Source organism: Candidatus Mycalebacterium sp. (genome assembly GCF_977828045.1).
Genome location: NZ_CDWCUL010000013.1, coordinates 54,211 through 73,271 on the forward strand (window position 1 = coordinate 54,211; position 19,061 = coordinate 73,271).

At 52.2% G+C, this 19,061-nt stretch carries 16 protein-coding genes, 2 tRNA genes, 1 other RNA gene and 1 pseudogene; 9 read left to right on the forward strand and 11 right to left on the reverse strand.

The window, feature by feature from the left end:
• Positions 1–17: 17 nt before the first annotated feature.
• Entirely contained in the window at positions 18–1,403 is a 1,386-nt protein-coding gene (gene glnA, locus ACY430_RS04460; RefSeq protein WP_462137800.1) for a type I glutamate--ammonia ligase, read from the reverse strand.
• Between the two features lie 217 nt (positions 1,404–1,620).
• On the opposite strand from glnA, the gene rnc reads away from it, so the two are divergent.
• On the forward strand, positions 1,621–2,268 hold the full coding sequence (gene rnc, locus ACY430_RS04465; protein WP_462137690.1) for a ribonuclease III: 648 nt from the start codon (positions 1,621–1,623) through the stop codon (positions 2,266–2,268).
• 1 nt (position 2,269) lies between these two features.
• Here rnc and ACY430_RS04470 read toward each other — a convergent pair whose 3' ends face one another.
• On the reverse strand, positions 2,270–3,568 hold the full coding sequence (locus tag ACY430_RS04470; protein ID WP_462137691.1) for a homoserine dehydrogenase: 1,299 nt from the start codon (positions 3,566–3,568) through the stop codon (positions 2,270–2,272).
• Between the two features lie 78 nt (positions 3,569–3,646).
• On the opposite strand from ACY430_RS04470, the gene ACY430_RS04475 reads away from it, so the two are divergent.
• From ACY430_RS04475 to ACY430_RS04485, 3 genes are all read left to right on the forward strand, one after another.
• Positions 3,647–6,109: a S8 family peptidase gene (locus tag ACY430_RS04475; protein ID WP_462137692.1), complete on the forward strand. Its 2,463-nt coding sequence runs from the start codon at positions 3,647–3,649 to the stop codon at positions 6,107–6,109.
• Between the two features lie 66 nt (positions 6,110–6,175).
• Positions 6,176–7,072 carry an outer membrane protein gene (locus tag ACY430_RS04480; protein WP_462137693.1) on the forward strand — a complete coding sequence of 299 codons (897 nt, stop codon included), beginning with the start codon at positions 6,176–6,178 and terminating at the stop codon, positions 7,070–7,072.
• Between the two features lie 22 nt (positions 7,073–7,094).
• A complete protein-coding gene (locus ACY430_RS04485) occupies positions 7,095–7,940 on the forward strand; it encodes a DNA ligase (protein WP_462137694.1) in 846 nt (281 codons plus the stop codon).
• A gap of 109 nt (positions 7,941–8,049) precedes the next feature.
• On the opposite strand, the pseudogene ACY430_RS04490 reads toward ACY430_RS04485, so the two are convergent.
• A pseudogene (locus ACY430_RS04490) lies at positions 8,050–9,098 on the reverse strand (thiolase family protein); the annotation flags it as partial.
• Positions 9,099–9,270: 172 nt separating this feature from the next.
• Here ACY430_RS04490 and ACY430_RS04495 point away from each other — a divergent pair.
• The 3 genes from ACY430_RS04495 to ACY430_RS04505 all read left to right on the forward strand — a co-directional run bounded on the left by ACY430_RS04495 (position 9,271) and on the right by ACY430_RS04505 (position 11,529).
• Positions 9,271–10,302: a nitroreductase family protein gene (locus ACY430_RS04495; RefSeq protein WP_462137695.1), complete on the forward strand. Its 1,032-nt coding sequence runs from the start codon at positions 9,271–9,273 to the stop codon at positions 10,300–10,302.
• 38 nt (positions 10,303–10,340) lie between these two features.
• Positions 10,341–10,538 (forward strand): hypothetical protein, encoded by a 198-nt coding sequence (locus tag ACY430_RS04500; RefSeq protein WP_462137696.1) that lies wholly within the window; start codon positions 10,341–10,343, stop codon positions 10,536–10,538.
• A 109-nt stretch (positions 10,539–10,647) separates the two neighbouring features.
• Positions 10,648–11,529 (forward strand): MaoC/PaaZ C-terminal domain-containing protein, encoded by an 882-nt coding sequence (locus ACY430_RS04505; RefSeq protein ID WP_462137697.1) that lies wholly within the window; start codon positions 10,648–10,650, stop codon positions 11,527–11,529.
• On the opposite strand, the gene ACY430_RS04510 is transcribed toward ACY430_RS04505, so the two are convergent.
• Positions 11,526–12,530 (reverse strand): acyl-CoA thioesterase, encoded by a 1,005-nt coding sequence (locus ACY430_RS04510; protein WP_462137698.1) that lies wholly within the window; start codon positions 12,528–12,530, stop codon positions 11,526–11,528. The two genes, ACY430_RS04505 and ACY430_RS04510, sit on opposite strands and share 4 nt — an antisense overlap.
• A gap of 136 nt (positions 12,531–12,666) precedes the next feature.
• Between ACY430_RS04510 and ACY430_RS04515 the strand changes: the two genes are divergently transcribed.
• The gene (locus ACY430_RS04515) at positions 12,667–14,325 is read left to right on the forward strand and encodes a carbon starvation CstA family protein (RefSeq protein ID WP_462137699.1); all 1,659 of its coding nucleotides are present in this window, start codon (positions 12,667–12,669) and stop codon (positions 14,323–14,325) included.
• An 8-nt stretch (positions 14,326–14,333) separates the two neighbouring features.
• On the opposite strand, the gene recR is transcribed toward ACY430_RS04515, so the two are convergent.
• From recR to ACY430_RS04545, 6 genes are all read right to left on the reverse strand, one after another.
• Entirely contained in the window at positions 14,334–14,957 is a 624-nt protein-coding gene (gene recR / locus ACY430_RS04520) for a recombination mediator RecR (RefSeq protein ID WP_462137700.1), read from the reverse strand.
• Between the two features lie 3 nt (positions 14,958–14,960).
• Positions 14,961–15,284: a YbaB/EbfC family nucleoid-associated protein gene (locus ACY430_RS04525; protein ID WP_462137701.1), complete on the reverse strand. Its 324-nt coding sequence runs from the start codon at positions 15,282–15,284 to the stop codon at positions 14,961–14,963.
• On the reverse strand, positions 15,281–16,930 hold the full coding sequence (gene dnaX / locus ACY430_RS04530) for a DNA polymerase III subunit gamma/tau (protein ID WP_462137702.1): 1,650 nt from the start codon (positions 16,928–16,930) through the stop codon (positions 15,281–15,283). Before dnaX ends, ACY430_RS04525 begins: the two co-directional genes overlap by 4 nt.
• A gap of 19 nt (positions 16,931–16,949) precedes the next feature.
• Positions 16,950–17,047, reverse strand: an RNA gene (gene ffs, locus ACY430_RS04535) — signal recognition particle sRNA small type.
• 141 nt (positions 17,048–17,188) lie between these two features.
• Positions 17,189–17,280: transfer RNA gene (locus ACY430_RS04540), tRNA-Ser, on the reverse strand.
• 16 nt (positions 17,281–17,296) lie between these two features.
• Positions 17,297–17,692 carry a c-type cytochrome gene (locus ACY430_RS04545; RefSeq protein WP_462137703.1) on the reverse strand — a complete coding sequence of 132 codons (396 nt, stop codon included), beginning with the start codon at positions 17,690–17,692 and terminating at the stop codon, positions 17,297–17,299.
• Positions 17,693–17,742: 50 nt separating this feature from the next.
• On the opposite strand from ACY430_RS04545, the gene ACY430_RS04550 reads away from it, so the two are divergent.
• A tRNA-Leu gene (locus tag ACY430_RS04550) sits at positions 17,743–17,825 on the forward strand.
• Positions 17,826–17,828: 3 nt separating this feature from the next.
• Here the strand turns inward: ACY430_RS04550 and moeB are convergent.
• Positions 17,829–18,980: a molybdopterin-synthase adenylyltransferase MoeB gene (gene moeB / locus ACY430_RS04555; protein WP_462137704.1), complete on the reverse strand. Its 1,152-nt coding sequence runs from the start codon at positions 18,978–18,980 to the stop codon at positions 17,829–17,831.
• Between the last annotated feature and the right edge of the window lie 81 nt (positions 18,981–19,061).

A 19,061-nucleotide genomic window follows, 5' to 3' on the forward strand; every position in this document is an offset into this window, starting at 1 on the left:
GCCGTTTTATTTTTCAATCAAACATCAAAGTAGAGAACAAACTCCTGCGGAACGGGTCTCAGCCGAATGGGGTTGACCTCATTTTCCATTTTGTAGTCTATCCACGTTTTGATCAGGTCTTCATCAAACACCCCGCCTTTGAGAAGGAAGTCGTGGTCTTTCTCAAGGGACTGCAACGCCTCTTCAAGAGACGCGGGAACCGAAGGAATGTTTTCCAACTCTTCGGGACCGAGCGCGTAGATGTCTCTGTCCATCGGGTCGCCGGGTTTGATTTTGTTCTCAATCCCGTCAAGACCGGCCATCAGCATCGCTGAAAAAGTCAGGTAGCCGTTGCATGAAGGGTCGGGGAATCTGCACTCAAGCCGCTTTGCCTTGGGGCTCGGAGAATACATCGGTATTCTCACCGCCGCGCTTCTGTTTCTTGCCGAGTAGGCGAGGTTGACCGGCGCTTCAAAGCCCGGCACAAGCCGTCTGTATGAATTCGTGGTTGAGTTGCTGAAAGCACAAATCGCGCGCGCATGCTTGAGTATGCCGCCTATGTAATGCATCGCGGTTTCACTCATTCCGGCATATCCGTTGCCCGCAAACAGCGGTTTGCCTTTCTTCCACAGCGACTGGTGAACATGCATTCCGGAGCCGTTGTCATCAAACAGCGGTTTGGGCATAAAGGTTACCACTTTGCCGTGTCTGCGCGCGACATTGCGACAGATGTATTTATACCACATCATCTGGTCGCCCATTGTCATCAGGGGTGCGAACTTCATGTCAATCTCCGCCTGTCCGCCGGTTGCGACCTCGTGGTGGTGCGCCTCAACAACAATTCCCATTTCCTGCATAACGGAAACCATTTCAGACCGAAGGTCGTGGTGGCTGTCCGCCGGAGGAGTGGGGAAGTATCCTTCTTTGTGCCTCAGTTTGTATCCGAGGTTGGGGAAGTCATCACTTCCGGAGTTCCAGATTCCCTCATCGGAATCCACAAAGTAGTATCCGGAATTAGCCGTCTGGTCGTAACGGATGTCGTCAAGAATGAAAAACTCAAGTTCCGGACCAAAGTGAGCCACATCTGCCACACCCGTACTTTTCATATACGCTTCGGCTTTGCCCGCGATGTTTCTGGGGTCGCGCGAATAGGGCTCTTTTGTAATCGGGTCAACGATGTTGCACAGAACGGCAACCGTGGGTTTTTCCATAAACGGGTCAAGCCGGACGGTTACGGGGTCGGGCACGGTGAGCATGTCGCTCGCGTTGATTGTTTTCCAGCCCCTTATGCTTGAGCCGTCAAATCCCATTCCATCTTCAAAAGACGAGGCGTCAAACTCAGACGCCGGAACGGTGAAATGCTGCCACATTCCGACAAAGTCAAGAAATCGCAGGTCTATGTATTCCGCCTTGCTGTCTTTTATAAACTTGACCGCTTTTGCGACCTCCGTCTTGTTGGTTCTAACACGGCTCGGAGCCGCCTTTTTTGGTGTTTTTTTAGCCACTTTTTTCTCCTTCCGGCGGGGTCGGATGCGGGAACCGCTTTTGTTTAACCAACCCCTTGGTATGGCGGATTTTACATAACGCCGTCTTGTGCGTCAAACAGTCCGCCGCCCTTTTCGCGGGTGTATAATGTGCCTTATGAAGAACATAAAACTTGGCTACGATTTCCACGATTCACGACTTCTCAAAGCCGCTTTCACGCACCGCTCATACAGAAACGAAAAAGGCGGCGATGTGGATAATCAACGGCTTGAATTTCTCGGCGATTCCGTTGTCGGGTGTGTTGCCGCCGAAGATTTATGGAAGATTTTTCCCGAAGCGGACGAGGGTGAACTTTCGGTCAAGAGAAGCAGCATTGTGAGCGGCGAAAACCTTGCGGGCTACGCGAGGGGTCTGGGTTTGGGCAAATGCATGTTGCTTGGTAAAGGCGAGGAAAAGAGCGGAAGGGAAAGGGAGTCAAACCTCGCCGATGTGTTTGAAGCGGTTGTAGGCGCCGTTTTTCTTGACGGCGGTTACGGCGCGGCGCGCGAGTTTGTATCCGGTTTGATTTTGAGCAACAGGGAAAAATGGAGCGTTACCACTGATTACAAATCCGAACTGCAAAAGGCGTTTCACAAACTCACGGGCGCTCTTCCCGTCTATGAAACCGCGGAAACGGGACCTGTGTATGAAAGGTATTTTTTCAGCGCCGTGGGAGACGGTTCAAAGATTTCCGGCAGAGGGCAGGGCAGAAGCAAAAAAGAGGCGGAACAGCGCGCGGCGAAAGAGGCGCTTGGGTCGCTCTAAATCAGATATCGCTTACTCTCAAAACCACGGCGGGTGTTTTTGTTATGCGTTTTTCAATCCCCGCGACCGCGGCGCGCATGTTTTCCCCGGTTGTCCGCCGCGTCATTATTACAACGGGCACTTTCTTTGCCGAGCCGCCCGGTTTTTGAATTACCGACTGTATGCTGATGCCCGATTTTCCGAGCGCGGCGGAGATTTTTCCGAGCACTCCCGGCGCGTCTTTGGCTTGAAATTTTGCATAGAACCTGCTTTTTACACTTTGCGCGGGCTTAAGGCGGGGTGTTTTTCTGTTTTGTGAAAAACTTTCCGACGGATAAGCGCTTCCGCCGCGCGCTATTCTGACAACATCGCTCACAACCGCACTCGCCGTCGGCATCATTCCCGCGCCCATTCCGTAAAACATCGCCGGACCGACACGGTCCCCCTCCACGCGCACGGCGTTGAAAGCTCCGTTCACCGAGGCGAGTTGCGTGTCATTGCCCACAAGTGCGGGATACACTCCCGCTTCTATCGCGCCGCCTGATATTTTTGCGGTCGCGAGCGGCTTGATTTTGTATCCGAACTCCCGCGCGTAAGAGATGTCCGCCGAGTCTATGCCCGCTATTCCCTCAACTGTGATGTCTTTCAGGCTGAAGAGGTTTCCCCATGCGAGCGCAATCAGTATCAGCAGTTTGTGAGCCGAGTCCGTGCCGTTGACGTCAAAAGACGGGTCGGCTTCGGCGTATCCCTCGCGTTGCGCGTCCGCGAGCGCCTGTTTGAAGGTCTGCCCCCCGGCGGACATTTTGTGCAGTATGTAGTTTGAAGTTCCGTTCATTATGCCGTGAATGGAAACTATTTTGTTCGCGCAAAATCCTTCGCGAAGCCCCTGAATAAGCGGAATCCCTCCCCCGACGCTGGCCTCAAACCCGACTTCCACCCCTTTTTTCGCGGCGGCGGAAAAAATCTCTTTTCCTTTGAGCGCGAGCAATGCCTTGTTCGCGGTAACAAGATGCTTGCCGTTTTTAATCGCCGCAAGCGCAAATTTGCGCGCGGCGGTTGTGCCTCCGATGAGCTCAATGATAGTGTCAATTTCCGGGTCGTTAATCAGTTCGTAAGCGTCTTCCGTGAAAAGGGTTTTAGGTATTTTGATCGGTCTTTTTCTGTTCGGTTCGGTGTCCGCAATGCGTTTAATTACAAGGTCAACGCCGGTTTTTCGCTTGATGATTTTACGACTGCTCCGAACAACTTCATAAACCCCGCACCCGACCGTGCCCGCGCCGATGAGTCCAATTTTGACCTTTTTTTCCGTATTGTTTAGCATTTTCGTAAATCCCGTGCCGTTCCGCAGATTCTTAAAGCAACGGATTGAAAGTATAATATATAGATGTAGGTGATGTAGATGTATAAAAAACTTATTGCCTCATTGTGTCTGTTGTTGGCGGTTACGGGATGTCCGGGAGGTTCCGGCTCGGCGGGAACTCCTGCTGCTCCGGTTGCTGAGGTTACTGAGGTTCCGTTGCCGCCCCCGAATCCACTTCCACTTCCAATCCTGCCTTCGGGCCTGTCTCTGGTTGAGACCTCTTCGGGGCTTGAGAGTGAATATGCGGCGGTGCAGACCGTAAATCACTCGGCGTTCACCTTGGTGAAGATTCCGGGCGCCTACGCAAACATATATTCAGAATTGGGCGCGGAATACGCGGGACATCCGGGTTTGGGGAGCAGAGTCGGCGTTATTGACTCAGGCTTTGACGTTTCCCATCCGTCATTTGTTGGCAAGGATGTGACTATTTTCGAAGCGTTAAGCGACCGGGTTGTCAGGGTGGAAACGGGAAACAGCGAGAGATTGATTGCTTTTCACGGCACGGCGGTTTCGGGAACCGCAACGGCGCGTCCCACTCGGTCCTCAGATCCTTCACTGTCAATTCAGGGAGTTGCTCCCGCCGCGAGCCTGACAGTTATTGTCGTCCCACTTGGTTCCGGTTCGCCTCCGAATCAGGAGATTAGCGCCGCAAGCGAATCTCAACTTCTCACCCGTGGCTTTGACCGTTATAGCCGGGCAATCAGATTCATGCTTGACCCCGCCCGGCAGCATTTGGATGCGCTTAATTTAAGTTTCGGTTTAATCAGTAATGTCGAAGATTATTCCGAGGAGACACTTCGAATGGCGTTTCCTGAAACCCTTACGGCTCTTGCCCAGCAATACAGGCAGGACAAGGTTGTTGTCGTAATGGCGGCGGGAAACTCTAACAGAAAGCGTTGCGTTGCCGGTTCGCTAAGTTGCACAATAGAGGAGCCGGACTTTCTTGATCCGACCGTGATACGCACCCTTTTTGACGGTTCTTCGCCGAGCATATATTCGGGGCTTATGGCGAAGATACTGGAATTGCGGGGGCATACGGTTGCCGTTGTGTCTGTCAATCCGGTTACCGGATTGATTTCAGATTTTTCCCAGAGATGCGGAATTGCGGCGCAGTGGTGTATTGCCGCTCCGGGTGAGAATATTCCCATTCCGGTTTCCAGAGTTCGGAGTGACGGCGTTGATCATCGAATAGGAAGCAGGTCAGGCACCTCATTCGCCGCGCCGATTGTGTCAGGCGGGCTCGCTCTTTTGAAGCAGATTTTCAGAGGGCAGATGACCGGCCCGCAGATGTTGTTGCGCCTTTTTGAGACCGCAGACAAAAGCGGTTCTTACGCTGACACAGCGGTTTACGGACAGGGGCTTTTGGACCTCAAAGCCGCCACAGAGCCGGTCGGAACGCTTATGGTCGCCGGCAGAGGGGCTGATTTTGTCAGCACTGACCCCGGTTTGTTCTCCGCGCTTGCCGACATGAAGTTGCGCACGGGCGGTGCGCTTGGAGATTCTCTCAAAACCGCTTTTCAAGGAGGGGAAATCGCCGCTTTTGATTCCCTTGGCGCGCCATTCTGGCATTCTATGGATTCTCTTATCAGTTCTGAACAGACGGGTATTTTGGAATCGCAGTTGTTTTCGTTTATGGATTTTTCTTCCGGTGGTTCCGGTTACGCGCCCGGCCCGGCGGAGCCGGATGGGCGAACCTCGTTTGTGAAACCGCGAGTCCGTGCGGGCGCTTTTGGAGCGCATGCCGGCGCACCGGCGGCAATTTTCGCGAGAGCGGGCGAGCCCGTAGTGTTTTCATCGCACAATTTTTTGCGCGAAAAGGGGCATTTGGGCTTTTTGGAAAATCATTTATCTCTCGGTTTTGACACTGCGGGCGGTTTTGCGGTTTCCACTTTCGCTTCACCGCCGCAGACTGAAAGACCCTCTTCGGGAGCGGTTTTATCATACGCTCCGCCGGGTCTGCCGTTTAGTTTGCGTTCGGGGTGGGTTATGGAGAGTGAATCTTTTTTTGGCAGTTATTCCACGGGAGCGTTCGGCGAATTGTCCGCCGTTACGGGTTTCGCGGGGGTTGGGTTTGATTACGGTTTTGGCGGCTGGCGGTTATCTGTGGACGCCGAAGCGGGAACGGCTTCAGCCGGTGGAAACGGCGGAGTAATAGGCGATACGTCCGCAATTTTTACAAGTGCGTTCTCCGCGAGTGTGGTGAAAGATTTTCCGGGCGGCTTGCGGTTCCGCCTGTCGATGCTTTCCCCGCTCAGAGTTGAGAGCGGCTCCATGAGTTTGAGTGTTCCCGGCGGTCGCACACTGCGGGGCGGAATTACGCGGGATTTGTTGGTTGCGAATCTTTCCCCGTCCGGCAGACAGATGGATTTTTCCGCGCAGGTTGTTATTCCCGTTCCGGTGGGAAATATGAGCGTGGGCGCGGTGGCTACACGCCATCCGGAACATGATAAAACCCGTGAGCCGTCTTTTTCACTGCTTGCCGGATATACCGCCCGATTTTAAGTCCACCGCTCCCTTTTTTAGCCGCCGTATTGATTTAACAACGCGCTAACGGTTAAATTAGCACCTATGTTTCACCTTAAATATTTCTCTTCTCTGTTCCTGTTTTTTGTTTTCGCGTTTTCAGCCGCTTCGGCGAGCGCGCAAGGGGCGTCGTCTTTTGACGGCGGCAAGTTCAACGGTTTCTACGGCGGAATTGACGCGGCTTTTGTTTCTACAAAAGCGGAGGGACTTGTGGGTCCAATTGCGGTTGAATTCTCCGTTCCTCTGCCCCCCCCTGCGGTACCAGTATCAGATTCTTTGAATCGGGGTCCTTTTCCCTTTGGCGGCACTGACAACCTCGCAGGAGGCTCTCTTTTCGCGGGCTACGGAATAACTTTGAGCAGGTTTTTCGCCGCGCTTGAATTGGGCGGGAGTTACGGAAGTTATGACAACACCAAAGCGTTCAACAGCCCGAATTTCACTTCCGACATAGACATTACCGAGGGATTTTTTGCAATAACGACCCGTCTGGGATTTTTACTGAAAGAAAACCTTATGGTCTATTCAAATATCGGTTGGGGAAGAAGTTGGGTTGAAGCGGAGGGCACGGTGGGAACCGTTACATTGCCCCTTCCCAGTTTTGACCCTAGGAACCCAGACCCAGTATCCGTTCCTTTGCCTCTCAATCAACCCATTGATACTGATGTAACTTTTGACGGAGTTTTATTCGGCGGGGGTTTTGAATATGCGCTCGGCAAAGTGATAGGAGTGGAAGGAATTCGCGCCCGTCTTGCCTACACGAGAATTGAACAGGGAAAGGAAAGCTTTTCTTACAGCGCCGCCGGTCTTTCCGGTCGAAACCTTGCTGAAAACATTTCTGTGCTACCACCGGGTTCCTCCATTTCAATTGAGCAGGACCAAATCCCCGCGCAAGCGGACGCTTCGGTGAATGTGTATTCATTCGGGCTTTTATATAGTTTGTAATTCCAGTTAATAATTTCTTGCTGTGTGTTGTTCAAAAAGAACATTTTTTGCGGCGATTTTCATTCTCGCGGCGCTTGTTGCCGCTTCTCCGGCGGTTGCGGCTCCGCATGAGTTCGCGCTCGCGAATTCATACGGAGAAGACATTGATGTCAGCAAATATTTTGTGAGCGAAAAACTTGACGGGATTCGCGCCTATTGGGACGGAAAAAAACTGATTTCCCGTAACGGCAATGTGTTCGCGGCTCCGTTCTGGTTCACACACGAGTTTCCCGACGAGCCGATGGACGGGGAATTGTGGGGCGGCAGGAACAGTTTTGAGAAAATCTCTTCAATCGTTTTGCGTGACAAGCCCCATGCGGGCTGGAAAAAAATCAAGTATGTGGTTTTTGACCTTCCGGCGCATAAGGGCGAGTTCAAAAAACGCAACAGAGCCTTGAAAAAACTTGTTATCAAGGCGGATGCTCCGTATCTGGAAAAAGTGCGTCAGTTCAGAATCCTGAGCAAAGATGGATTGAACAGAAAACTCCGCAGTATAACGAAAGGCGGCGGGGAAGGGCTGATACTGCGCAGAAAGGATTCCCTGCACAATGGCGGCAGAAGCGATGATTTTCTGAAATTCAAACTGTTTTACGACGCCGAAGCGGTTGTTATCGCGCACAATCCGGGACGCGGCAGGTTTGAGGGAATGCTCGGAAGCGTAACGGTGAAAACGCCCGAAGGCGTTACTTTCAAAATCGGCACGGGATTTTCCAATGAGGAACGCAGAAATCCGCCGCCAATCGGCAACACAATCACTTACAAATACACAGGATTTACAAAGAACAGAATACCGAAATTCCCGTCATTTCTGCGCGTGAGAGAGAACTGATTTACTTTCCAAGAATACTCACAACGCAGGTAATTCCGTCCATCGCAGGTTGGGCGCCGCCCATTGTCTCAATGAGGCCGACTTTGGCATCTTTCACTTGCCGTTTACCCGTTTCGCCTCTGAGCTGGCGGACGATTTCCGCAGTTTGAAGCAGTCCGGTCGCTCCAACGGGGTGACCCCTTGAAGAAGCCCGCCGCCGGGGTTGATGGAAACCTTGTCGCCTCCGACCCATGTGCTTTTTTCGTCAATCAGCCGTGCGCCTTCGCCTTCTTTGCAGAAGCCGAGCGCTTCGGTAACCATCATTTCAGCGATTGAAAATGCGTCGTGAATTTCACACACGTCAATATCTTCGGGACCAATCCCCGCCTGTTCATAAGCCATCTTAGCGCTTCTTGAAACATTTTCCGAAGGAGCGCAGGTCAGCCCTGTGGGGCTTGAGTATTTGCCCGACTGTGAAATGCAGCCGAGAACCTTAATCGGTGTTTTCTTCGCGAGCTTTTTCACCTGATCCTCGCTCACAAGCACCGCCGCCGCCGCCGCGTCTCCAACGGGGCAACACTGGTTGCGCGTGAGAGGGTCGGCAATCATCGGGGCGTTCAGAACGCTTTCAACGGTTTCGGGTTTGTTGAACTGAGCGTCCGGATTCATCGCCGCGTGATGCCTGCTTTTTACAACCACTTCGGCGAGTTGCTCTTTTGTAACGCCATATTCGTGCATGTATCTGCTCGCGCGCATGGCGTAAAGCGCGGGCATTCCCATTCCCATAGCGACTTCAATGTCGTCGTCCTCAAGCGGCAGAGGGCCGCCCGAAAGAACCTTGCTCAAGTTTTCAACGCCGAGCGCCAGAGAGATTTCCGCCTGTCCGTAGGCGATTGTTCTCCACGATTCCCAAAATGCAAGCGTTCCGCTTCCGCATGCGCCTTCAACGTTTATGGTCGGCTGTCCGACAAGTCCGATTTCTTTCATCGTTCTCTGCCCGACTCCCATGCCCTGATAGACATGTCCGCAGAAAACTATTTCAATTAAACGCGGATGTATTTCGGCGTCCTGAATCGCCGCCCATGCGGCTTCCCGCCCCAGAATGTGCGCGGCTTTGTCCGGAAATCTTCCGCAGGGGGTGTTGCCAACTCCGATGACATAGACGTTTCTTAAAGACATAACGAACTCCTTTTTGCTACTGGATTTGTCGGCTTTAACAGCATTTTTACTATATGGAACACAATGGGGGCTGTCAATTCTTGACAACACACCTGCTTGCCAATAACATTTCTAAAAATCGGTTGTCTTTTTTGACCGCCGGGTGAGAAATTTCCAAAGGGGGAAAATAAATATGGCCAGCAAACTAATACTGGACGATGTTCCCGAAAAAAGTTCGGTGAAATCTTTGGGCGCTCTTGATGCCATTGGCTCAAGACGTTCCATAAGATGGTATGAACCCGATGAGCCTGTTGAAAGATGGAAGATACAGGCGATGCTTGAAGCCGCGAGGGTTGCCCCTTCGGCGGGTAACTTCAACGGACAGCGGGCGATTGTTGTTTACAGAGATGAAGATCCTGAGATTTGGGAGTTCATTTCAGACTGGAGTCAGATAACGACACAGATGGCTCCCGTGCTTATTTTCTGGTGCTATGACCTCGCCAACTACGATGTGCAGGGTCAGGCAATCCACGACTTGATGAGAACCGGCGCGCTCGACAAGGCGCATGGATGGGAATATGACAGGGTTTCCGGTCTTTTCCCGCTTCCGGGTCTGCTTCCTGACGCTGTTCTGCACCGTCTTGCGGCAATTGACCTTGGAAACGCCATACAGAACTCGATGATTACGGCGACCTCTCTTGGTCTCGGCACTTGCCTTAACGGAGCGAGCGGCGGAGCGAGAAGGAACACGAAAGCCAAATTCGGACTTCCTGACACCTACGTGTTCAGTTGGCTGATGACGGTTGGCGTTCCCGCTGAAAGCATGGACGGCGGCGGAACGCGTTCGCGTCCTCCGTTTGAGAACATGTTCTTTGAGAAAAAAGTCGGACAGGGTTTCAAAAGAGACCCCAAAACCGTGAAACTTCTTGAGGAATTAAAACTCCTTCAGGCGCCGGGCCCGCTTCCGGGACGTCTTGAGGAAATCAACCGCCTTACCAAACGTTTCGGGCTTGGAGATGAATCTCTTACGGACTGGAAGTTTGAGGAATCCACGATGGACGACCCCAAAACAGCGGTTGACAAACGTTTGGCGCCGCTCAGTGCCGAAGAGGTGAAAGCTTCCTCGCCGGGTGATATCAACGTTGACTTTGAATTGAAACCGACGGTGAAGAGAGAAGTTCTTGACCAATACCGCAAAGACAAAGGCATCGGCGACGCCGACTGATTTTGTCTTTGACAACAAATTTTATGGAGGAATAAACAATGGCTGAAATAACACTTAACATTCCCGACCCCATCTACAAAACTATTGAGAAGAGGGCGAAGGACACAAACAATCCGAACGGTCCGCAGGGTGTGATTATTGCTAATCTCGCTCTGATTTTCGGCGCTGCTCAGTATTCACCTGAGAAGTGGCTGAAAAACCAGACCGACGACCAGGACATGTCTCAGCCCTGGTAACGGATTGAGACTGAAAAACGGGTGGAGTTTTTAGAGATTCCGCGCGTTTGGTCACAAGACTTGAAAAGAGGGAATCTTTTGATTCCCTCTTTTTTTGCCCTTTTGGGTTTTGGCGAATATTCTTAGCAAAATCATGGAACTGAACAGAGATTTTATTGGTAAAAAGTTTGAGCGCCGTTCCCATCTTGTAATGCAGGACGAGATAGCGGAATATGCGGCTGTCATCGGCGGCGCGGAAAACACCGCCTACGCGAGCGGCGTTGCTCCGCCGTCTTTTCCGGTGATTTATGAACTGCCTTTTCTTGAAAGCATTTGGAGCGACCCCGAACTGAACGGTGGCGTGGAGCAGGCGAAAAAGAATGTGCTGATGCTTGTTCACGGTGACCAGAAAATGGTGTTTCACAAACCGCTTCGCGCGGGAATGGAAGTTACTTTTTCCGCCGGAGTGACGGACATTCAGGACAAGGGGTCGGGCGAGGTTCTTGCGCTTCGCACCGAGAGCAGGGTGGACGGCGAACTTGTTTGCGAATCAAACTGGGGGCTTTTTGTGCGCGGAATTGGAAGCGGTAAAAAACCTGAACGAAGCGCCAAAAAACCGTCCGCGCCAAAACCCGGGGAAACTTCCGCGCCAACAACTGTTTTTACAAGCACGATTAAGGTTCCGGCGGACATAACCCCGCGCTACGCGGACGCTTCAAACGACCACAACCCGATTCACCTTGACGAAAAAGTCTCAAAAGAGGCGGGGCTGAAAGGCGTTGTTGTTCACGGGCTCTGCACGATGTCAATGGCGATGCAGAAAATCATAGACGGACATCTCGGCGGCGCGCCCGAAAACTTGAAAAGTTTAGCCGTGCGTTTTTCCGCCCCCGTTTACCCCGGCGACACGCTCACCCTTGAATGTTTTGACGCCGGAGAGGGCGCGATAAAGTTTGAAGCGTCCGCAGGCGGAATAAAGGTCATAAAAGGCGGGGTTGCGGAGATTGGTTAACCAACCGCTCCTTTGTAATTTTCTAAATATATCTCCGCTTTTTTGCGGATTTCCCTGACTCTTTCGGAGCGCAATTCGCGTCTTTTTTCGGCTTCGGTCCAAAGCCGTTTTTCGTATGGCGTTTCCGCTGTGATTTGCGGAACCGCGCACGGTTTTCCTTTCTCGTCCACATGCACAAAAGACAGAAACGCCGTGCAGGTGTGGTTTCTCTCGCCCGTTCGCGGGTTTTCGGAACTGATTTTCACCGCCGTTTCAAGCGAGGTTTTGCCCGTGTGCGTGATTCCCGCTTTGAGCGTTATGTATTCGCCCTGCCGTATCGGTGAGAAAAAGAACAGGCTGTCCAGCGAGCCGGTTACGAGCGTTCCCTTCGCGTGGCGCATTCCTATGAGCGCCGAGGTTTCATCGGTGTATTTCAGTAGTTTTCCGGCTGACATCAAATTGCCGAAAAATATGTCTTCGGGCATCACGGCGCGAGAGGTTTCAAGCGTAATCCGCGTAACTTCGGTTTCATCGGCAATGTTGGAAATTTGCTGTTTTCTTATTTTCAGTTCGCCGAGCCGAGCCTCTCTGCGCGCGGCGGATTTTTCAAAAACCGTTTTTTCGCTCGAATTCGCCGGAACAATCTCATTGCCGACCGTTCTGGGATTTCCTTCTTTGTCAATCGCCACGAAAGCAAGCCGCGACAGAGTTATGAATTTTTTCTCGCCCACTTCGGGGTCTTCCGAATAAACCCGCACCGCCACCTCAAGCGATGACTTGCCCGCAAACTCAATCCAGCTGTCCAAAACAACGATGTGCCCGACCTTGACGGGATTCATAAAATCTATGTTGTCCGCCGCGCCGAGAACCGTCAGCCCTTTGGCGAAGCGCACGGAAGTTATGTTGGCAACGGACATAATCCAGTCCATCAGCCGCCCTCCGTGAAGGGTTTTCTGTGAGTTCGCGTGCTCCTGCGAAACATAGTGTATTACGGTGTTCAGGGTGTCTTTTATGGAGGGCATGGCTTTTCTTTTGTTTTTGTTTTCAATGTATCATAACTTCCGCTTCCGCGCCCCCGCAGAGGGGGAGTGATTTTAAGCCCGCCTTCGGGCGGACTTTGGCGGGGGTGGTTTTGCATCCCCTCGGAGGAGGAATTTAATGAGCGCCGCTTTTGTTGCCGTTTTAGCCATATCACTTTTTTTTCTCGGATACCGTTTTTACTCGCGGTTTCTCGCGCGGAAGGTCTTTGCCCTTTCGGACTCCGAACTCACGCCCGCGCATGAACTCGGTGATGGCGTTGACTACGTGCCGGCGCCGAAAGCGGTGCTTTTCGGGCATCATTTCGCCTCAATCGCAGGCGCGGCGCCGATTATCGGTCCGGCAATCGCGGTGTTCTGGGGCTGGGTTCCGGCAGTTCTGTGGGTTGTTCTCGGCACGGTTTTTATGGGAGCCGTTCACGATTTCAGCGCCCTTGTGGTTTCGGCGAGAAACAGGGGCAAAACCGTGGGCGACATCGCCGGAGATTTGATCACGCCGCGTGTGCGGACACTTTTTCTTATCATCTCCTATTTCCTGATTTTCTTCGTTATGGCGGTTTTCGCATATGCCATAGCGGTTTTGTTTGTGCGGTTTCCGTCAAGTGTTCTGCCCGTGAATTTCCAAATTCTGGTTGCGCTCGCGCTCGGTTTTCTTTTTTACCGCAGAAAAGCGAACATCACGCCTCCCACAATTGTTGCTCTGCTACTTCTCGCGGGCGCGATATGGATGGGAATGAAATACAACATCACAGTGCCGCCGCTTCTGGGTTCGGAGGTCGCGACATGGGTTGTGATTCTTCTTGTCTATTCGTTTGTTGCTTCGGTTCTGCCCGTCTGGACTTTGCTTCAGCCCAGAGACTACATCAACAGCTATATGCTGATTTTCGGGCTCGGGCTTATGATTGCCGGGCTTTTTATTTCCAATCCCGAAATTTCAGCGCCGGCTTTTAATTTGAAATCCGCCGCGGACAGTGTGCCGCTGATTCCGTTTCTGTTTGTAACAATCGCCTGCGGCGCGATAAGCGGTTTTCACGGGCTCGTCTCAAGCGGAACAACCTCAAAACAGGTTGACAAAATGACCCATTGCCACCCGATTGGTTACGGCTGTATGCTCGGTGAGGGAATGCTCGCCATCATCGCGATTCTCGCCGTAACCGCCGGAATAGGGCAAACCGAATGGTTTGAAAAATACGCGACCTGGGACAGCGCGAAGAGCGGGGGGATTTCAAACTTCGTTCTCGGCGCGTCCGCTTTGCTCAACGGAATACGCCTGCCGTATGACCTCGCGGCAACCATCGTAAGCGTTATGGTCATCAGTTTCGCGTCCACCTCTCTTGACACAAGCACGCGAATTCAGCGCCTCGTAATCAGCGAACTCGCCGCGGAATACAAAGTCGGTTTTCTCAAAAACCGGTATGTCGCCACCGTTTTCGCCGTTGTTCCCGCGCTTATGCTGGCTTTGCTCGTGCAGGCGCCGGGCAAAGGGCTGGGTTCGGGCGGCTTTGTTCTGTGGCCTCTTTTCGGAGCGACAAATCAGTTAATCGCAGGATTCACGCTTCTTGTGGCGACAATCTATCTCTGGAAAACGGGCAAGCCGTTCATTTACACGCTTGTTCCGATGGTGCTTGTAATCATCATCTCAATCGCGTCTGTCATTCTCAACATCTTCAATTTGAGCGGTAATCTCCTGCTTCAGTTTTTGTCGGTTTGCATACTGGTTCTGGCCGTGTGGCTGATTTTTGAAGCGGTGGCGTATTTGAGGATAATGCGAAAAACTTGAGACCGTGTTCAAATCTCTTTTCTGTCCGCGAGCGCGTTGCGCAGGGTGGTCTGGTCAAGATGCTCAATGTCGCTTCCGGCCGGAATGCCCTGGGAGAGGCGGTAGATTCTTATTCCCAGTTTTTCCGCACGTTTTTTCAGGATTTCCGCTATAAAATTGCTCGTCGCCACGCTTTCAACGCGCGAACTTGTTGCCAGAATTACCTCTTTTATTCTGCGGTCGCTCTGCAACCGTTTTATGAATTCACGCAGTTTCAGATCTTCGGGACCTATGCCGTCAATCGGCGATATGAACCCGTGCAGAACATGGTAAACGCCCTTGTAGCCGCCGCTTTTTTCTATGGCTATCAGGTCAAGCGGTTGCTCAACCACGCACACGGTTGAAAAATCCCTTCCTGCGGAGTCGCAGATTGAGCATTTTCCGCCCGATGAAAAATGAAAACAGGTTTCGCAAGCGGATATTTCATCGCGTGCGAGTTGGACGGCTTGCGAAAGCCGCAACGCTTTGTCTTTCGGTATTTTGAAAATGATATGAAAAGCGAGTCGGATGGCGTTTTTTTCGCCTATTCCCGGCAGGGAGGCGAGTTCGCTCACAAGCCGCCTCATCGCGGCGGGCAGTCCGGAGCCGTCCATTTTTTACAAAAGTCCGGGCGGCAGTCCCAGTCCGCCGGTAAGTTTGGAAATTTCTTCCTTCATCATTTTTTTCCCCCGCGAGAGAACTTCATTCACCGCCGCGCCAAGCAAATCCTCAAGCATTTCCGTGTCTTTTTCCCCCGCGATTTCCGGGTCTATCCGTATTGACACTATTTCCCCTTTTGCTTTCGCCGTTACAGTTACCATTCCGCCGCCCGAAGACGCTTCCACAATCTTTTCACCGGCTTCTTTTTGAACCTTTTCCATGTCCTCTTTCAGTTTCTCCGCCTGTTTCATCAGGTCTTTCAATCCACCGTCCAGTTTCATTTTGTTCTCCTTTCGACAAGATTTTTTATTTTCCCCTCAAACATATCAAGCGTCTGTTTTACAAGCGGTTGTTCCCGGATTTCCTCAATACCGTTTGTTTTTTGCGCCGGAGCGGGCTCAACAAATACGATTTTGGCTTCACATTTGAAAAAATCGCGCACAGCTCGCAAAAGGTTTTCGTGCTCGCCGTTTTTACCCGTGAGTTTTTGCTCCAGAATGCTCCGCTTTGGAACGTTGATTACCGCGAGGGAGTTCTCAACCTTGATTTCACAGCCGGAAACCAGATTTGCCATAAAACCGGTGTCCTCGCCGGTTTTCAGAAAATTCGCGAATGCCCCGGTGCTTTTCTCCTTTTCGTCAAATGCGTCCACGGCCGCGTACCCGTTTGTCCGGGACTGCGGTTCCGGTTTTTCCCTTGCTTCAATCTTTTTCGATTCCGGTTTGCGGCTGTAAGCGGCGCGGGGTTTTGCTTCGCCGGTTTGCCCGCGCGGGGTTTCACCGCCCGTGAGTTTTTCAAGCCGCCGCATAATGTCATCAAGCGGAACGGCTTTTTCCACCGAGCACAGTTTTACCGCCATCGCCTCAACTGCGAGTTCGGGATAGAAAGACCGGCTTACCCGGTCGCACTCGTCAAGTGCGATGTCAAAAAGTGTTTCAAGGTCTTGCATGGAACGGTCTTGCGCCGAGGAGATAAGCAGTTGCGCTCTTTCCTCCTCCATTTCCGGAACCGATTTGGCTCCGCTCACTTTAAGCACAACGGCGGCTCTGAGTAGCGAGGCGAGTTCCTGCGCAAATTTTGCGGGTCCGATGCCTTTGTCAAGAGCGTTCCCGAGCGTTTGAAGCCCCCTGGCGGGGTCGCGCTTCATTGTGGCGTCAAACATTTCATTCATCAGGCTCGTGTCCACAAAACCCAGCAGGGCGAGCGCTTCGGTGTGGTCTATGTCTGTTCCGAAAGTCGCTATTATACGGTCAAGAAGGCTCAAACCGTCTCGCAGGCTTCCGTCCGCTTCAAGGGCGATTGCCGACACCGTTTCGGACGTGATGTTTATGTTTTCGCCCCGTGCCGCGGATTTGAGTGTGGACGCTATTTCTGAAACCGCCACTTTTCTGAAATCGTAGCGTTGGCAGCGTGAAAGGATTGTCGCCGGTATTTTGTGCGGCTCGGTCGTGGCAAGAATAAAAAGCACATGCGCGGGCGGCTCTTCAAGCGTTTTGAGTAGCGCATTGAATGCGGCTTGCGAGAGCATGTGTGTTTCGTCAATTATATATATGCGTGTTTTGCCCGAAGCGGGAACATAGCGTGACTGTTCAATGATTTCCCGCACATCGTTCACGCTTGTATGAGATGCGGCATCCATTTCCTGAACTTCCACCGCGCGCCCCCCGGAGATAAGCGAGCAGGATTCGCAGGGGTCTTTGGAGCAGGGGCGTTCTTCAGGCGAGGGTTTGTCGCAATTGACCGCTTTCGCCACAATCCTGGCTGTGGAGGTTTTCCCCACCCCCCGGGGTCCCGTGAACAGCAGGGCGTGAGCGAGTTTGCCGGATCTGGCGGCGTTGCCAAGCGCTTTGACTATGTAGTTCTGTCCTACAATTTCATCGAAGTTTTGGGGTCTCAGTTTTCTCGCAAGAACTACGTATGACGACATTTTCTGAATTTGTAAACCCGGCTCACCGGATATCCGCAACGCCTGAGGATTCCCGTTACCGTTGCTTCCTTCCGGACCTGGCGGAGTTCACGGGTTCCGCACCGCGCGGACCGGCTCGCCGGGGTTTTATATTCTCCGAAAGTGATTGTATCGGTTAGGGGAAAAGTGGGCAAGGGCGGCGCGCTTACGCCCGGGCGTGACAAATAACAATGCCGTAAAGAAAAGAGCAACATGTTTTGATTTTATTTAATTTTTTTTTGGCGGAGAGGAAGGGATTCGAACCCTTGAAGGAGCGTTAACCCCTTACACGCTTTCCAGGCGTGCACCTTCAGCCGCTCGGTCACCTCTCCATTTTTTGCGTCAATTTTATTCGGTGTGTTCACATTTGCATATTTCTTTTCTTATGTAGGCGATAACGTTCCACGCGCCGTCTTCTCCGAGCACTCCACCCCAGGCGGGCATTGTCGGCGCTTTACCGACCGCAGTGCCGCCTTCGGTAATCACTTTGAACAGGTATTCATCGGTCAGCGTTGAGAGATATTCCGCATCGCTCAAATCCCTCGGCTTGGGCTCTAACGCCGCCGCGGCAACTCCGTCTCCCTTGCCCGCAGGACCGTGGCATGAGGCGCAGATTGTCTCAAAAGATTCTCCGCCCACTGTGCTGTCGCCTTTTTGAGCATGGGCGTTGTCCGCAGACCCCGCCGCGCCCAGAACGGCAAAAACGGTTATGGCAAGCAAAATAGGGGTTTTCCACTGTTTCATTGATAAAATTTCTTATAACAGGATAATTAACGCGGTTGCAGTTTCCAACGGGGCGGGTGGCGAAATGGCAGACGCGGCGGCCTCAAAAGCCGTTGGGCTAACACCCGTGAGGGTTCGAGTCCCTCCCCGCCCATTCTCAATATCTGGGAATTGAAGGGTCAAATTTTTCCGCCCATTCATCTATTCCGCCTTTGAGGCTTTTTACCTTTGAAAACCCGTTTTGAAGCAGAATATCGGTGGCTTTGAGGCTTCTTCCGCCGTGATGGCAGTGAATCACTATCTCGCTTTCCGTGTCCAACTCGCTTGTTCTATTCCCTATCTCGGACAGCGGAATGAGGGACGACCCTTCTATCCGGCAAATTTCATACTCGTGGGGCTCTCTCACATCCACAAGGGTCGGACTGTTTTTGCTGTTCCATACCTTTCTAAAATCTTCGGCGCTGATTTCGTTTTCGCCCACGGCGTTTTGCCCGGGCGATTCGTTGCCGACAGGAATTCCGCAAAACTGTTCGTAATCAATCAACTCCGTGATGGTCGGCGAGTCGCCGCAAATGGGGCATGATTTGTCTTTACGCAGTTTCAACTCTTTGGGCCGCATTTCAAGAACATCAATAAAAAGCAACCGCCCCACAAGCGCGTCTCCCGCGCCGAGAATGAGTTTGACGGTTTCGGCGGCCTGTATTGTGCCGATAATTCCGGGCAGAATTCCAAGAACTCCCCCCTCCGCGCAACTGGGAACAAGCCCCGGCGGCGGCGGTTCGGGATACAAACACCTGTAGCAAGGTCCGTGCTTGGAATCAAAAACGCTCACTTGACCCTCAAAACGGAAAATACTCCCGTAAACATTGGGTTTGCCGAGCAGAACACAAGCGTCATTCACAAGGTAGCGGGTCGGGAAATTGTCCGTTCCGTCCACCACGATGTCGTAGTTTTTGATAATTTCCATCGCGTTTTCGGATGAAAGACGCTCATTATGGATTGTAACTTTCACATCTGAATTCAAATCGGCGATTCGCTTTTTTGCGCTCTCGGCTTTGAGTTCTCCGAGCGTACTTTCGCCGTGAATTATCTGCCTTTGCAGGTTGCTGAAATCAACCACATCAAAGTCAACAATGCCTATGTTGCCGACTCCGGCGGCCGCGAGATACAGAGCGAGCGGCGAGCCGAGACCGCCTGCGCCGATGCACAAAACTTTCGCATCAAGCAGTTTTTGCTGACCCTCAACGCCCACTTCGGGAAGTATAAGATGCCTGCTGTAACGGCTTGCCTGTTCCTTTGTAAGACCCATTTTCAACCTCTTTTGAACCCTTCAATATCTCACGGAGCGCATATTTTGTCAACGCTCGCACGGGTTTGCAAGCACGCGCGA